This window comes from Pristimantibacillus sp. Z349TD_6, assembly GCF_056173205.1.
In genome coordinates this window covers 2,230,280-2,245,256 of the sequence record NZ_CM149662.1, presented here as the reverse complement: position 1 = coordinate 2,245,256, position 14,977 = coordinate 2,230,280, and the positions used below count along the sequence as shown (strand labels likewise).

Below are 14,977 nucleotides of genomic sequence, written 5' to 3'. Positions count from 1 at the left end.
ATGGTTACGCGGATGCAAGCTTAACAACGGCAAGAAGCGCCGTTTCAATCTCACGCTCGATCGCTTTCGCTACAACATCTGTATGCGGATCATATTCGCCCGCCAAATCAGAATCTGCGTAACCGTCCAGTGCGAGAATCGCTCCCGCGCGTGCACCGCGCATCGTTGCGATAACGAACAAAGCCGCAATTTCCATTTCAACAGCAAGTGCGCCTGCTTGTTTGTACTGGCGATGCGGAATGTCTACAACTCCTGAGAAAAAGACATCAAGCGTTACTGTTATGCCTTTTTTAACAATGCCTTCGCTCTCAAGCGCAGATGCATACAACGCTTCAGTAACCGCGCTGTCTGCAACAGCCGGGAATCCTGCAGGCACCAGCTGATGCGTGAGCCCTTCCGCTCTAACTGCTGCTGTGCTGACGATGAGGCTTCCTGCAGGGTGATCTGCTGAATAAGATCCCGCTGTACCTACACGAATAAGTGTCTTAACGCCTCCGCGGATAAGCTCCTCGAAGCATACCGCCGCTCCTGGCGAACCTACGCCGTGGCTTACCACGGCTAGTCTTACGCCTTGATATTCACCAACAAATGTCCGATATTCGCGAGCGAATGCAAGCTCTTTTACATTATCCAGCTTCTGTGAAATCGTCTCCGCGCGGCGTGGATCACCGCATACGATAGCGTAAGCCGGCAAATCTTCTGGGTTAACTTGTAGTATAGGCAGCATCTGATTAATCAAACTCCTTCGTTATCCATTCGTCTTCCGGCATCGAATTCTCTTCGCTCGTGAAGCGTTGTTCTTTAAATGGATCGGCATAGTTGTGGAAGCCGTTGCGCTCCCAGAAACCTTCGCGATCCTCTTTCATAAACTCAATACCTCTAATCCACTTTGCGCTTTTCCAAAAATACAAATGAGGAACGAGCATCCGCATCGGCCAGCCATGCTTGTCAGTCAGCGGCTCACCGTCAAATCGATGCGCAAGCAGCACATTATCGTGCAATAAATCCTCAAGCGGCACATTTGTGTCATAGTCCTCATCTGCATGAAACATAACATATTTGGCATCTGGCTTAACGCCCAGCAAAGGCAGCAAGTCCTTGAACTTAATGCCTTCCCATTCTGTGTCCAGCTTCGACCAGCGCGTTACACAATGAATGTCGCACTTCGTTTGGGTTTGAGGCATAGCAAGCAGCTCTTCGAAGCTGAACGTACGCTCCTCCTCTACCTCGCCGAATACTCGCAGCGACCAGGTGTTGATGTCATAGGAAGGAACCTCTCCCTCATGCAAAATCGGAAAACGCTCGGTCATCGTTTGACCAGGCGGAATCCGATGAGCGATCTCAGGAGCGAGCACCGTCTGTTTAATGCTAGTCACTTTTTTGAGACGTTCTGCTTTTTTATGCATCTCGTATACCTCCAAATTCCATTCCTTGCTGATTCATTTCTCATTTCAAGCTATAAAGCATCTCAGCTCTACCTGGAGCTCTCATTCGACTTGCGAGCTTCCTGCATATAACCTTTATCTTTAAAGAACAACATCGCGAGAATCGTAACGATATAAGGCAGCATCATCGTAAAATGAGTCGGCAGCGCAAAGCCCTGCAGCCTGATGCTGAGTGCATCCATAAATCCGAACAGCAAGCTTGATGCCGCAACACCGATTGGATTGGATTGGCCTAACATCGTTGCAACGAGCGCAATGAATCCTCTACCGGAAGTCATTCCCTCTGTAAACATGGTGACATTGCCGAGCGACAGCTGCGCGCCTGCTAACCCGCACAGAGCGCCGCAGAGCAGCACTGCTCCATATTGAATGCGAGTTACCTTGATGCCTAAGCTTTTGGCTGCTGTCGGATTCTCTCCAGCTGCCAGCAAGCGAAAGCCCGTAACCGTTTTGAACAAAAACAGCTGCAGCACAATAACGAGAATGATGGACAAGTAGACAAGCGGGGAATGCCCGGATAAAACTTCTCCGAACCATGGAATATCTTTTAACAATGGAATATCCCATTTAGGCAGCCCAATCATATCCTTATTGTAGTATGCGCCTTTCACATCAAAGATCGCACGTAGGGAGAATGTCGTAAGTCCAAGCGCCAGAAAGTTAAGCGCAATACCAACAACGATAACATTCGCTTTCAGATGAATACTCATAAAACCGAACAGCACTGAAAACAGGAGTGAGCATAATACCGCAAACAATACGGCTGCGAACACATTTCCGGTGAAGTGGTTGCCTACAATCCCAGAAAATGCACCGATCAATACTAAACCTTCTAGGCCTACATTAAACAAACCAACACGCGCGCATATTGCGCCGCCGAGTGCCGCAAGCAGAATTGGTGTAACCATACGAAGCGTCGAGGCGTACAGCGAGACATCTAATAAAAAATCCATACTTATGACCTCGCCTTCCTGCGTTTAATGAACGAGTATGTGAACTTAGCAGAAACGAATAAAATGAGCACCGCTTGAATAATGCTTGATACTTCCAGCGGAACATCTGTATTCCGCTCCATGCCCATACCGCCGGTCTGCAGTGCAGCAAGCAAAATCGCAGCTACAGCCGTACCGAGCGGATGCGATCCGGCAAGCAATGTGGCCATGATACCCGACCATGCGTAACCTGGCGAAGTCAAAGCGCCGTCCAAATAGCGGTACTGCGTGCCGAGCACTTCAACGGAGCCAGCTAGTCCAGCAAAACCTCCGCTGACGAACATGCTGATAAGCATCATTTTTCCACGCTGCACGCCGCCATAGCTTGCAAACAACGGATTGCCGCCAAGCATTCTAATTTCATAACCCTTAACGGTATAGCGCATGAACAAGAACAGCAATATTGCTCCGACTACAGCGATAATAAATCCGCCATGAAGGCTCATTCCTTTAAACAGCTTCGGCAGCCATACGCTTTGATCAAGCATAACCGTCTGTGCCATTGCAGCAGAGCCTGTACGATCCTTGAGCGGATACGATACAATATAACCTGCAAACAACGTTGCAATATAATTGAGCAATAAAGTGGTAATGAGCAGATTCATTCGAAATCTAGCATCGAGCCATCCTGCGAATGCCGACCATATTCCCCCGGAAATAATTCCAGCTATAATAGCAGCTACGAGCTTAAACCAACCTGGCCCCGGCAAATAAATTGCCGTTACCGCTGCGCTTAGAGCGCCTAATACCATTTGGCCTTCTGAGCCCATATTGAAAAATCCAGCCCGGAATGCCAGCGCCACCCCTAGACCAATAAGGATAATAGGCGTAGCTCTACTGAGCGTATTCGTAAAAAAATAAAAGCTGCCGAAGGCGCCCTTCCACATTTCCGCGTATGTCTCCATTACGGAGCCTCCGACGATAACAATGGCAATCGCACCCGCTGCTAAACCGATGATAACAGCCAAAAGCGGCTGTAACAGCGAACGTCCGAATTGTACCAGCTTATCCAACCGCTTTTCCTCCCGCCATTAACAAACTAATTTGCTCTTCTGTAGCTTTGTCAGCATCCAGTTCCCCTACGATCTTACCTTCATACATGACCAACACCCGATCAGATAGCTTCAAAATTTCAGTCAGCTCTGATGAAACAAGCAATATCGCTCCGCCTTCATCCCGCTTCTTTAGAAGCTCGCCATGTATAATTTCCATTGCGCCGACGTCAACGCCTCGCGTTGGCTCCGCTGCGATAAGAAACGGCGTCTTCTGCGCAAGTTCCCGTGCAACGATAAGCTTCTGTAGGTTTCCGCCGGATAAATACTGAGCTTTCGTAGATAAAGAGCCCGTTTTTATCCCAAAGCGTGTCACCCACTCGCCTACCATCTGACGAATGCTCGTCCCATTCAATACACCAAGCTTTTGATGCTTGTCAGCATGTCCCATCAAGCCATTTTCCGTAACGGTCGCATCCTTCGCAACGCCCCACTGGTAACGGTCCTCAGGAATATGAGCAAGCCCGCTTTCACGAATATCGCCAACCGGCGCACCGGTCACATCTTTACCCAGCAGCTTGATTGTGCCGGCTCCGGGTTTCATTAAACCGGATATCGTCTGCAATAACTCGGATTGACCATTGCCTGAAATACCCGCGATCCCCACAATTTCGCCCCCATTGACATGAAGGCTAATATCGCTTAGTAGCGGCTTCGCTTTGACACCTGGAATAGAAACATTTGATACCTCAAGAACAGGCTTGCCTCTGCTCACCTTATTTCGTGATATATGTACTAAATCCCGGCCTACCATAAGCCGTGACAAATGTTCCGCATTCGTGTCTTTCGCTTCGACTGTTCCCGTCACCTTGCCATCTCGAAGGACGGTAACGCGGTCAGCAACTTCCATAATTTCTTGCAGCTTGTGACTAATAAGAATAAAGCTTTTGCCCTGCGCAGCTAATCCTTTAATCGCAATGAGCAGCTCTTTCACTTCGAGCGGCGTCAAGACGCCAGTTGGCTCATCCAAAATAATAACTTCAGCGCCCTGATAGAGCACTTTCAATATTTCAACGCGCTGCTGCATGCCAAGCGAGCAATCTGCAACTTTCTTCCAAGGGTCTACCGGCATGCCATAAAGCTTGCCGATTCTTTCCACCTCTGTGGCAGCTGCCTTACGGTCAAAACCTACGCCTTTGGAGGGCTCGCGCCCAATAACGATATTTTCGGCAATCGTAAACGTCGGGAATAACATGAAATGCTGATGAACCATTCCAATCTTATGCTTAATCGCATCAGCTGGGTTCCCGAACGAAACCGGCTTGCCGTCAATGCGAATTTCACCGCTAGTTGGACTTTCCATCCCGTACAGAATACGCATTAACGTCGTTTTTCCTGCACCGTTTTCACCGACTAAGGCATGAATTTCTCCTTTTTGCAGCGAAAACTGAACATTGCTATTTGCGGTTACGCTCCCATATGACTTCGTAATGCTGTCCATTTGCAGCAACATACAAAAGCTCTCCCCTTTCAATCCCGATATAAACAAAAAAACCGCTCCCTCGATTACAGAGGAAGCTTCTAGGCAACAAGCAAACCGGCTGCATGGGTAGCAGCCGGCCTGTTGTACTATTGAGCTAGCGGATTAACTACTACGATTTTACCAGATTTAATGTCTTCTGCGATAGCTTTTACTTTATCGACATTTTCTTGGCCAATAAACGGGCTAAGCGTTGATTTGCTGTCTCTTGTTACGAAAGTCAAGCCTACGCCGTCTTCTTTCAAGCCGTAGTCTGCAACGCCGAATGCAAAGCTGCCATCAACGAAGCTTTTCACTGTTTCGTAAGCAACTGCATCCGTACCTTTCAATTGTGAAAGCACGATATGCTCTGGATCTTCATCCGTACGGTCTGTATCTTGACCTGAAGTGAAGAAGCCTTTTTCTTTCGCTGCATCAAACACACCATTGTCGCCAACTGCTGCCATACCTGCGATAAAGTCAGCGCCTTTGGACTGTTGAAGAAGCGCAAGCTCTTTACCTTTAACTGGATCCGTGAAGCTGCCTACATAGTTGATAAGGAATTGTGCATCTGGATTTGTGCTTTTCAGACCTTGTTCAAATCCTGATGTATATTTGCTAAGAAGTGGAGCGTCCATTGCAACGACTGCACCCACAATATTTGTTTTAGTTGCAAGACCTGCAAGTGCTCCCATCAAGTAGGAAGCTTCATGCTCGCGGAAGTTAACGCTGCGAACGTTTGGAAGATCAACTACAGTATCGATAACTGCAAAAGACTTGTCCGGATTTTCAGCAGCCACTTTCTTAAGTGCATCTTCTGCTTGGAATGTTGCTGTAATAATCAAGTCGTAATCTTCAGCTACAGTTGCACGAAGATTTTGTTCAAAACCCGCTGGGTCAGTGGACTCAATTGTTTTCACTTCAGCGCCAAACTCTGCGCCTGCTTTTTTGAAGCCTTCATCCATCAATACAAAAAACTTGTTAACGCCAATTTTTTCGGGCAATACAAGAGCGATTTTTTTCTTGTCCGCTTTGTCGCCTGCACCGTTATTCGCTGCGTTTCCTGGTTCATTTTTGTTAGATCCGCAAGCTGCAACAATCGCAACCATTAGAAACAACGATACCGCCAAAGCAAAAACCTTTTTCATCGTAATCTCCCCTAAACAATTGAATGTATTAATTCCTTTTAATCCTAGTTGTTTTATCGGATTTTGTCAATCTTTTTCGATTCGACAAATTTCTAGTTTATTCTACACTAAATTCATCCACAATAATAATGAAATATGAAATTAGTCACGAATTTGTAACATCCGATTCCATATTGCGACTCATTTGCTCAAACAACTGAACACCTTGCTCCATATCTGCTATCGACATGCCATCGAACAGCTTAAGCATCAGCTTCGAGCGTATCGTCTCAATTAAATGGATGATTTCCAAACCCTCTTCCGTAATTTCGAGCATCACGACACGCCGATCCTTCTCGCCGCGTTCGCGTTTCACATACCCGAGCTCTATCAAACGATCAGCAATTCCAGTAACTCCACCACTAGTGATGAGCAGCTGCTCAGCCAAAGCTGATGCTTTCTGTGGTCCTGATTTCCCTAAAATAATTAGCATTTTCCCATGGGTCATGCCTAAGCCATGCACATTATAGGTGTGCCATTCGGTGTTTATTTGTCTTCTCACTTGACGAAACGATTCGTCCAGCCGCCTCATTAACTCTTGTCTTTCCATATTTGAAGCTTCCAATTGATCACCAACCTATCTACTTTCTTTAGTCCATCCTGTTGTTCATATTATACCTTCCCTTCCTTTGTTTAACTAACGTTCTTCACGAAATAAATATGAAACCTTTTTGATTTAGTACAAAAAGGCCAACCGAAGGTTGAAGGTTGACCTTTTTTCTGAAAAAGTATAAAACTGCTTGATCTATCCTTGCAAAAATCGCAGCGGCGGCTTGCCAAGCAGTCCCATTCGCGCAGTCTGCCACAGCTCTTGCATTAATTGCTGCAGCGGCCATGCTGCTGTTGAGGCTGCTGACACCGCAACACCGTAACGATAAGTCATAGACGCACCGCCAATTACTTTATGAGCCTCCGGAGCTTCGAAGCTGTCCAGCTTCTCCTGAAGCTGCTCCAGATGGCTGCTGTTGACACGGTCACTGAACATATAAAAGGTAGCCCAGTGCGTCATCTCATCCCAGCTGCCAGGCGCAGTTATAACTTGACTGCCTGGCACTACTCGCTGACGCTGCGAGAAGATAAGCTCTTCACCATAATGAACCGTTAATGAATTGCTGTATGAGCGATAGTCGAAGCGTTCGCCGCGAAGCGTGCGACCTGGACAAAGGACGTCGGCTTGCAGCCAAGCGGACCCTTTTTGCAGTCGAACCTGTGTATCGTTTCGAAAGGCTGCTTCCTTATATAGCATAATGGGCTCCGGCATATGCTCGACGACTGCATCTGCCTCTAGTTCGAACAATTGCTGCATCGAAGATTCACTGTTAGGTAAACTAGGATGCACCTTCGTATACGATTGGTTCGTAATCATGACATGAGAGTGCTGCTCGGCTGTCCATTCCAGCTCATACCGGTCACCGCTGAGCAGGCCAGGTGAAACATCCATTACGATTACGCCCAGCTGACCATCCAGTGGAAAAGCTTTGGCAATCTTTATCGGAGCGGTATGATATTTATTGCCGATTAACGTTTGACCGAGGCGGCTGGCAAACGTTGCACGCAGTACGGATGTCCTGACCTCTCCCACTGCACTATCCTCGTGCCGAATGGCTGCAGCCTCTGCACTGCTTTGCTCATTCCTCATTAGGAAGCTGTGTGCCGCTTGTCATCAGGTATGCTCGTAAGCTGGATCACATGCGAGTGTTCCGTTCCGCGCGCATGAGCTACCTCATGTGTAAGCCAATTCACAATTTCATCCACGCCATCGCCGCCGAACAAATTGGAGAAAACGAAAGGACGCTCCCCGCGCATCTTCATTGTGTCAGCTTCCATAACTGCGAGACTCGCTCCTACATACGGCGCAAGATCGATTTTGTTAATGACAAGCAGGTCCGAGCGCATAATGCCAGGTCCGCCTTTGCGTGGAATCTTCTCGCCTTGGGCGACATCGATAATGTAAATAAAACGATCGACAAGCTCAGGACTGAACGCCGCAGCAAGATTATCTCCGCCGCTCTCAATGAAAATCAGATCCAGATGGTCAAACCGCCGCTCCAGCTCCTCGATAGCTTCAAAATTCATCGATGCATCCTCTCGAATGGCTGTATGCGGGCACCCGCCAGTTTCAACACCGATAATACGTTCTTCCGGCAGCACACCCGTATTGAACAAAATACGAGCATCCTCCTTCGTGTAAATATCGTTCGTAATGACAGCGAGACTGTATTTGGTATGAAGCTCACGCGTTAATCGTTCAACAAGCGCTGTTTTTCCTGAGCCTACTGGTCCCCCGATACCGATACGGATCGGCCTTGAGCTGTCTATTGCCGGGCTTTCCCATTCCTGATGCGTATGTCCTTGTCCTTGGCACATTTTTCATTCCTCCATTAATTTATAATTAAGACATAAATAATCGCGAATATAACCTCTCGTGGCGCATCATCGCCATCTCCGCCATCGGCATATTAGAATAGGCTTGTTCCGGCACCATCGCACGCACGATTTCCAAAGCGTCTGCTGTTAGCGGTATAAGCCTTGCGATCAACGATTGGCCCTCCGTCTGTCCCATCGACATCAGCCGCAGAGCGCTGTTGACGCAAGTTACGATGCAAGTATACAAATAGCCTTGGATCGCTTTCTCCTCCGATATGCCAAGCACCCAGCAGGCATAGCCGTGCGAGAGAGGATGGGAAGCAAAACAATTCCCTGCCTTCATCGCATCCAGTAAAGGCGACCAATCCAGCTGCGGATGTATGGCTGCTGCAAGCTGAAGCAGCCGACGTCCCATTTTCTCTACGCCGCTGCGTGTTTCTGAGGCGACCCTTTGCAAATGAACAATCCGCTCAATCGCCCACACCTTCTCCCAATTCCCTTTTGGCGCATCCCTATATACGGCCTTGATCACCATCGCATCCGAGGTTGCCCAGCTTTGCAAGAGCATGGCAGAGGCATAATCATAGAGCTGAGAAGAACGATTCATACGGCCATCTTGAACCATGGTCTCAAGTCCGAACGAATGCGAGAAGCCGCCGATCGGCAGCGCTGAATCGAGCAGCTGCTGCATAGCCAGCCATTTCATATCATCATTCAATTTTTCGCTCGCCCTCCTGTCCTCCATGGCCGCAGCGCACAGCTAAAATAAGAAATAACGCTGCGCCATCGGCAGCACCTCAGCTGGCTCGCAGGTCACATGCTCGCCATCTACCAGTACATGATAGGTTTCCGCGTCCACCTCAAGCTTAGGCGTTGCATCATTGTGGATCATATCCTTCTTCGTTACGCTGCGGCAGCCTTTTACAGGTTCAATACGTTTCTGCAGTCCGAGCTCCTTCGCAACCCCGAGGTCATAGGCTGCCTGAGATACAAAGGTAATCGAGCTGCTAAACACCAGCTTCCCAAAAGACGCGAACATCGGCCGACCGAACACAGGCTGCGGTGTTGGGATTGAAGCGTTTGGATCACCCATCTGCGCAAATGCGATGCTCCCGCCCTTCAGGACGAGATCCGGCTTGACGCCAAAAAACATTGGATTCCAAATGACAAGATCGGCGAATTTGCCAGCTTCCAGCGAACCTACCAGATGAGAGACACCATGCGTGATCGCAGGATTAATCGTATATTTGGCAATGTAGCGCTTAATACGGAAGTTATCATGCTGTTCATTGTCCGGAAGGAGTGGTCCTCGCTGCTTTTTCATCTTGTCTGCCGTTTGCCATGTGCGGATAATAACTTCTCCTACGCGCCCCATCGCCTGTGAATCGGAGCTAATCATGCTGAATACGCCCATATCATGCAAAATATCTTCCGCTGCAATCGTCTCCGGCCTTATCCGAGAATCAGCGAATGCAACGTCCTCAGGAATACTGCTGTCCAAATGGTGGCAAACCATCAGCATATCCAAATGTTCTTCTATCGTATTAATTGTAAAAGGACGAGTAGGATTCGTGGATGACGGCAAAACATTCATCTCGCCTGCCGCGATGATGATGTCTGGGGCATGACCGCCGCCCGCGCCCTCGGTATGATAAGTATGAATCGTTCTTCCGCCAATGGCTGCCAGTGTATCTTCAACAAAACCTGCCTCATTCAGTGTATCGCTGTGGATAGCAACTTGAATGTCATACTGATCTGCTGCTTGCAGGCAGGCATCGATTGCTGCTGGTGTCGTTCCCCAGTCCTCATGCAGCTTAAGCCCAATAGCTCCCGCTTCAATTTGCTCAATAAGCGGAGCGGTGAACGAAGCATTGCCTTTACCCGTAAAGCCGATATTCATCGGAAAATGTTCGGCTGCCTCCAGCATGCGCCGCATATGCCACGCGCCAGGTGTTACCGTCGTTGCATTGGTTCCTGTTGCCGGACCTGTTCCGCCGCCGATCATCGTCGTGACGCCTGAGGAGAGCGCCGTTTCAATTTGCTGCGGACAAATAAAATGAATATGCGAATCAATGGCTCCTGCTGTTACAATCTTTCCTTCTCCGGCAATAACCTCAGTACTTGCGCCAACAATCATATTCGGGTGCACGCCGTCCATAATGTCTGGATTCCCGGCTTTGCCGATGCCAACGATAAATCCATCCTTTAAGCCGATATCTGCTTTCACAATGCCGGAATGATCGATAATAACGGCATTCGTAATCAATGTATCCAGCACACCCTCATCACGCAGCGCGCCGCTCGACTGCCCCATGCCATCGCGTATAACCTTGCCGCCGCCGAACTTGCATTCATCGCCATACACCGTGTAATCATGTTCAATCTGTGCCCATAGCTCCGTATCTGCCAGCCGAATGGCATCACCCGTTGTAGGGCCAAACATGGCCGCATAGCTGCGTCGATCCATCTTAGTCATTTACCTTCGCCCTCCCAAGCCGCAAGTCGTTCGCGAACAACATCTGGCATCCTGCCGTTCTCCGCTTTCCCTTGGCTGAGACCATTAAGTCCATAAGATAGCTTTGTACCACCTAGCTCAACGACAGTTATAGGCTTCTCCTCACCGGGCTCGAAACGAACCGCTGTCCCTGCTGCGATGTGAAGACGCATTCCGAAAGCTGCCTCGCGATCAAACCTCAATGCACGATTCACTTCAAAAAAATGAAAATGAGAGCCTACCTGAACCGGTCTATCTCCTGTATTTACTACAATTAACTGCTTCGTCATTCGCCTTGCACTTAATTCAATTTCACCGTCAGCCGTTCGATATTGTCCAGGTATCACAGGCCATTCTCTCCTCCCCTATAAAGCTGATCGTTCTCATGCCACTTTCTATATCAAATGAAATGATGCCCATAGCCGTTTTACTTATCGTTTTCAAGTTATCGGGTCGTGAATGGTAACAAGCTTCGTTCCGTCTGGGAAAGTCGCTTCCACCTGAACCTCGTGAATCATTTGCGGTATGCCACTCATGACTTGATCCGCATTCAAAATTTTTGTTCCAAATGCCATTAGCTGTGCAACGGTCATTCCATCACGAGCGCCTTCCATAATTTCAGAGGTGATTAACGCTATGCTTTCAGGATAATTAAGCTTCAAGCCGCGATTCATTCGTCGTCTTGCCAAATCTGCAGCGATCGTAATGAGCAGCTTTTCTTTTTCACGTTCGGTCAATTGCATATACTCACCTCTTTATCTGTATTAGTTTTATTATAAACAGCAAAAACCGGTTCGTAAATCATTTAATGTTAGTTTTTATGACATAAAAACAAAAAGTCCAGAAAAAGCGACTTGCGCTCGTTCTAGACTTAACATGACAATAACACAACTATTTAGATGAGAATGATCGACTATATTCTTCATCATTCGAGAAAAACAGATTTAATTCAACCTTGTTTATCCTACTTTAAAGCCGAGTTTGCTTTGCACATGCCCCATTACGCTCTCCAAGCCGCTTAATTGAAAACCGTATTCAAACAGCTTCCCTGTTTCCGTGAATCGCTGCTCTGGCGTCTTCGCACCCATAATGACGGATACAAGCCGTTTGCCATCCTGCTTCGCAGTACCTGTAAAGCAATAACCAGCCTGCACGGTATAACCTGTTTTCAATCCGTCATTGCCCGGAAATGCATACGGCATGCCGCTTAACATCATGTTTGTCGTCTTCAATCTTTGCGAGGTGCTCGCAAGCCTCACGCTATTGCGGCTGGAAACATCGACTACCTCAGGATACTTCTTCAGTAAATAGGCAGCTAGTTTTGCTGTATCCTTGGCTGACATCATGGTGTCTCTTTCTGAAGAAGCAGCTTCGAACGGAAGCAGATCCTCATGGCTAAGCCCCGTTGCATTCGCAAAGACGGTTTGGTTGGACAAATCCAGCTTAGCAGCCCGATTGTTCATTAATTGAACAAATGCAGCCTCACTGCCGCTAACATGCTCTGCAAGCGCTACTGCCGCATCGTTCGCGGAATGAATCGCCATCGCTTCAAAAAGCTCTCTAACCGTATAGATCTCCCCTGCCGCAAAGCCTATTTGGGAACCTGGCACCTCTGCAGCATAAGCGCTGGTTTTCACTTGTTCTTTCCAATCAAGCGTACCTGCACTTGTGAGATCTAATAGGATAAGCTCTGTCATCAGCTTCGACATGCTTGCAGGCGGCAGCGCTTCATTTGCATTTTTTTCGTAGAGCACTTCCCCTGTATTGAGATCTATTAAAATAGCCGAGCTAGAATCCAATTGCAAATCAGCTTTAGATGGGCTGCCTTTTAATGAAATGACGTAAAAGACACTGATGATCACTCCAATTGCGGTTAGAAGCCACAAGATTGTACCTCCACGTTTTCTTCCATACGTTTCTTGCTGCATAAAAAACGATCCCCTTTCACTGTCTCTTCTATACAACCAAGTATAGGAGTGTCAGTTTAAGGAGACCGTAAACAAACCATAAGAAACCCTTAATTATTAATTAATAATCGGCAAGGTTATACGGAATGCCGTTTGCTCCGAATCACTCGTCACCGAAATCGTACCTTCATGCTTTTCAACGATGCCTTTGACAATGGCAAGCCCTAAGCCGGAACCGCCTGACCACTGTGTTCTTGATTTGTCTACGCGATAAAATCGTTCAAAAATATGAGGAATGTCCATCATTGGAATCGGTTCACCAAAATTAATAACCTCGATAACGGCTGCACTGCCCTCCAACTGAACAGTCACAACGACCTGTTTGCCGTCTCTGCCGTAATTCATGGCATTCACTATCAAGTTCTCGAATACACGCACAAGCTTGGCTGCATCTCCCTTGATCATGACTGACGTTTTATCTGTCACCAGCTTGCTCTGCATTCCCGCTTCCTCCAGCGGCAAACGAAACTGCACGAGCAGCTGCCCGAGCATTTCGATTAAATTAAAATTCGTTACTTTAAGCGCAGTCGTATCATGCCTCATTCTCGTATATTCAAAAAGATCATTAATGAGGACATTCAGCCGCATCGATTTTTCATAAGCGATTTGAACATAGTGACGCAGCTCTACCTCGTCTCGATAACGATCCTGCTCAATCAGTCCCAAATAGCCAAGCACTGACGTTAAAGGTGTACGCAAATCATGGGAAACGTTCGTAATCAATTCGTTTTTGGTTTGCTCTGCCTTCCGCTCTTCCACTAGCGCATGATGGAGCCTTCCTGCCAAGCTGTTCATATTGGCTGCCATAGGACCAAATATATTTCTTTTCCGCACTTCGATTTGGTAATCCATATCATAGGTACCGTCAGCAATGCCGCGAACCGTCTTATTCATTTGACCGAGATAATGAAATAAGCTCCACTGGAGAATGATATAAAATACAAAAAACAAAAACACGCTCCCTGCTATAGGTAAAAGCTGTCTGCCATCAACTATAGAATTAACGAATTGATATAAAACTCTCATTGGCCTTACATTATCGATAAGCCACATTCCGAACCCTAAAAGGATATACAGTGAAAAGGCCGATAGCACGGCGCTTATCACCATATTCAGCAGCGAACGAAAGACAAGCTTTAATGCAATGTTATCCTTCAATTTTATAGCCAACCCCCCAGACCGTGATGATCATCTTATCACCAAGCTCCTTCTCCAGCTTATCTCTAAGCTTGCTGATATGGACCATTACCGTATTGTTGGAATCAAAATATTTTTCTTTCCACACCTGCTGGAAAATATCCTCCGCACTAAACACGCGGCCAGGCTGGCCAGCGAGCAAATGCAAAATGCCGAACTCAGTAGAAGTGAGATGCAGCGGATTGCCGTCTATTTCAGCCGTATGGCTCAGCTTATCGATCCGCAGCGGTCCAAGTCGAAGCTCCTTATCTAGTCGCGCCCCGTTATTCGCACTTGATTGACCGCTGTACTGATAGGATCTTCTCAGTAAAGAGCGCACTCTAGCCACAAGCTCAAGCGGATTAAACGGCTTGATCATATAATCGTCCGCACCGGTCATCAGCCCCATAATTTTATCCATATCCTCTGCTTTTGCGCTGAGCATTAGAATGGGGACCGATTGATCGCGCCTGAGCCGCCTCGTAGCTTCCAGCCCGTCCATATTCGGCATCATAATGTCTAAGATGACTAAGTCAAACGGATCTCGCGCATAAGCAAGCAGCGCCTGCTCCCCGTCATACGCCTTTTCGGTAATAAACCCTTCATTTTTCAAATAGATCTCTATAAGATCGGCAATTTCCCGCTCATCATCAACAATTAATACTCTTCTTTCCAATTTCAAGCGCCTCCTTATTCATCTTCAAATTATTCTCATCGTTACCAATGAGCATACTATACATGATTAACCTGCATGATGTCCTATTGTTTCACGGAATATCACAATGTTTAAGCCATTTTTAATGTTTTTTTAACATTTATTTGTGAAACGCCTTTCGGC

Annotated in this window: 16 protein-coding genes; all 16 read right to left on the bottom strand. The window is 47.4% G+C overall.

What is annotated here, in order from left to right:
* Window positions 1-4: 4 nt before the first annotated feature.
* Window positions 5-727, bottom strand: a complete 723-nt coding sequence (locus tag AC0VYE_RS09680; protein ID WP_076270795.1) for a nucleoside phosphorylase — start codon at window positions 725-727, stop codon at window positions 5-7.
* 4 nt (window positions 728-731) lie between these two features.
* On the bottom strand, window positions 732-1,406 hold the full coding sequence (locus tag AC0VYE_RS09675; protein ID WP_076270796.1) for a sulfite oxidase-like oxidoreductase: 675 nt from the start codon (window positions 1,404-1,406) through the stop codon (window positions 732-734).
* Window positions 1,407-1,474: 68 nt separating this feature from the next.
* Window positions 1,475-2,398: an ABC transporter permease gene (locus tag AC0VYE_RS09670; RefSeq protein ID WP_076270797.1), complete on the bottom strand. Its 924-nt coding sequence runs from the start codon at window positions 2,396-2,398 to the stop codon at window positions 1,475-1,477.
* Window positions 2,399-2,400: 2 nt separating this feature from the next.
* Window positions 2,401-3,450 (bottom strand): ABC transporter permease, encoded by a 1,050-nt coding sequence (locus AC0VYE_RS09665; RefSeq protein ID WP_076270798.1) that lies wholly within the window; start codon window positions 3,448-3,450, stop codon window positions 2,401-2,403.
* On the bottom strand, window positions 3,443-4,942 hold the full coding sequence (locus AC0VYE_RS09660; RefSeq protein ID WP_475447458.1) for an ABC transporter ATP-binding protein: 1,500 nt from the start codon (window positions 4,940-4,942) through the stop codon (window positions 3,443-3,445). The genes AC0VYE_RS09665 and AC0VYE_RS09660 overlap by 8 nt, the downstream gene beginning before the upstream one ends.
* 116 nt (window positions 4,943-5,058) lie before the next feature.
* Window positions 5,059-6,096, bottom strand: a complete 1,038-nt coding sequence (locus tag AC0VYE_RS09655) for a BMP family lipoprotein (RefSeq protein ID WP_076270800.1) — start codon at window positions 6,094-6,096, stop codon at window positions 5,059-5,061.
* Between the two features lie 145 nt (window positions 6,097-6,241).
* Entirely contained in the window at window positions 6,242-6,685 is a 444-nt protein-coding gene (locus AC0VYE_RS09650) for a MarR family winged helix-turn-helix transcriptional regulator (protein ID WP_076270801.1), read from the bottom strand.
* Between the two features lie 195 nt (window positions 6,686-6,880).
* Window positions 6,881-7,774, bottom strand: coding sequence for an urease accessory protein UreD (locus AC0VYE_RS09645; RefSeq protein WP_475447455.1), 894 nt, complete (start codon window positions 7,772-7,774; stop codon window positions 6,881-6,883).
* Window positions 7,774-8,502, bottom strand: coding sequence for an urease accessory protein UreG (ureG, locus tag AC0VYE_RS09640; RefSeq protein ID WP_076270802.1), 729 nt, complete (start codon window positions 8,500-8,502; stop codon window positions 7,774-7,776). Before ureG ends, AC0VYE_RS09645 begins: the two co-directional genes overlap by 1 nt.
* Window positions 8,503-8,527: 25 nt before the next feature.
* Complete coding sequence (locus tag AC0VYE_RS09635; protein ID WP_475447452.1) at window positions 8,528-9,220, bottom strand: urease accessory protein UreF; 693 nt, start codon at window positions 9,218-9,220, stop codon at window positions 8,528-8,530.
* Window positions 9,221-9,262: 42 nt separating this feature from the next.
* Entirely contained in the window at window positions 9,263-10,978 is a 1,716-nt protein-coding gene (gene ureC / locus AC0VYE_RS09630) for an urease subunit alpha (protein ID WP_076270803.1), read from the bottom strand.
* Complete coding sequence (locus AC0VYE_RS09625; RefSeq protein WP_475447450.1) at window positions 10,975-11,343, bottom strand: urease subunit beta; 369 nt, start codon at window positions 11,341-11,343, stop codon at window positions 10,975-10,977. Before AC0VYE_RS09625 ends, ureC begins: the two co-directional genes overlap by 4 nt.
* Before the next feature lie 93 nt (window positions 11,344-11,436).
* Window positions 11,437-11,739 carry an urease subunit gamma gene (locus AC0VYE_RS09620; RefSeq protein WP_475447448.1) on the bottom strand — a complete coding sequence of 101 codons (303 nt, stop codon included), beginning with the start codon at window positions 11,737-11,739 and terminating at the stop codon, window positions 11,437-11,439.
* A 216-nt stretch (window positions 11,740-11,955) separates the two neighbouring features.
* On the bottom strand, window positions 11,956-12,924 hold the full coding sequence (locus AC0VYE_RS09615) for a D-alanyl-D-alanine carboxypeptidase family protein (RefSeq protein ID WP_475447446.1): 969 nt from the start codon (window positions 12,922-12,924) through the stop codon (window positions 11,956-11,958).
* A 96-nt stretch (window positions 12,925-13,020) separates the two neighbouring features.
* Window positions 13,021-14,121, bottom strand: coding sequence for a sensor histidine kinase (locus AC0VYE_RS09610; RefSeq protein WP_144376879.1), 1,101 nt, complete (start codon window positions 14,119-14,121; stop codon window positions 13,021-13,023).
* On the bottom strand, window positions 14,111-14,815 hold the full coding sequence (locus AC0VYE_RS09605) for a response regulator transcription factor (RefSeq protein ID WP_475447443.1): 705 nt from the start codon (window positions 14,813-14,815) through the stop codon (window positions 14,111-14,113). The genes AC0VYE_RS09610 and AC0VYE_RS09605 overlap by 11 nt, the downstream gene beginning before the upstream one ends.
* Between the last annotated feature and the right edge of the window lie 162 nt (window positions 14,816-14,977).

What these genes read in the sequence shown, in the direction of transcription:
- AC0VYE_RS09655 (WP_076270800.1), bottom strand. Translation starts at nt 6,096, where the DNA reads ATGAAAAAGGTTTTTGCTTTGGCGGTATCGTTGTTTCTAATGGTTGCG.
- AC0VYE_RS09620 (WP_475447448.1), bottom strand. Translation starts at nt 11,739, where the DNA reads ATGCAATTGACCGAACGTGAAAAAGAAAAGCTGCTCATTACGATCGCT.
- AC0VYE_RS09660 (WP_475447458.1), bottom strand. Translation starts at nt 4,942, where the DNA reads ATGTTGCTGCAAATGGACAGCATTACGAAGTCATATGGGAGCGTAACC.
- ureG (WP_076270802.1), bottom strand. Translation starts at nt 8,502, where the DNA reads ATGTGCCAAGGACAAGGACATACGCATCAGGAATGGGAAAGCCCGGCA.
- AC0VYE_RS09650 (WP_076270801.1), bottom strand. Translation starts at nt 6,685, where the DNA reads ATGGAAAGACAAGAGTTAATGAGGCGGCTGGACGAATCGTTTCGTCAA.
- AC0VYE_RS09675 (WP_076270796.1), bottom strand. Translation starts at nt 1,406, where the DNA reads ATGCATAAAAAAGCAGAACGTCTCAAAAAAGTGACTAGCATTAAACAG.
- AC0VYE_RS09615 (WP_475447446.1), bottom strand. Translation starts at nt 12,924, where the DNA reads ATGCAGCAAGAAACGTATGGAAGAAAACGTGGAGGTACAATCTTGTGG.
- ureC (WP_076270803.1), bottom strand. Translation starts at nt 10,978, where the DNA reads ATGACTAAGATGGATCGACGCAGCTATGCGGCCATGTTTGGCCCTACA.
- AC0VYE_RS09670 (WP_076270797.1), bottom strand. Translation starts at nt 2,398, where the DNA reads ATGGATTTTTTATTAGATGTCTCGCTGTACGCCTCGACGCTTCGTATG.
- AC0VYE_RS09645 (WP_475447455.1), bottom strand. Translation starts at nt 7,774, where the DNA reads ATGAGGAATGAGCAAAGCAGTGCAGAGGCTGCAGCCATTCGGCACGAG.
- AC0VYE_RS09680 (WP_076270795.1), bottom strand. Translation starts at nt 727, where the DNA reads ATGCTGCCTATACTACAAGTTAACCCAGAAGATTTGCCGGCTTACGCT.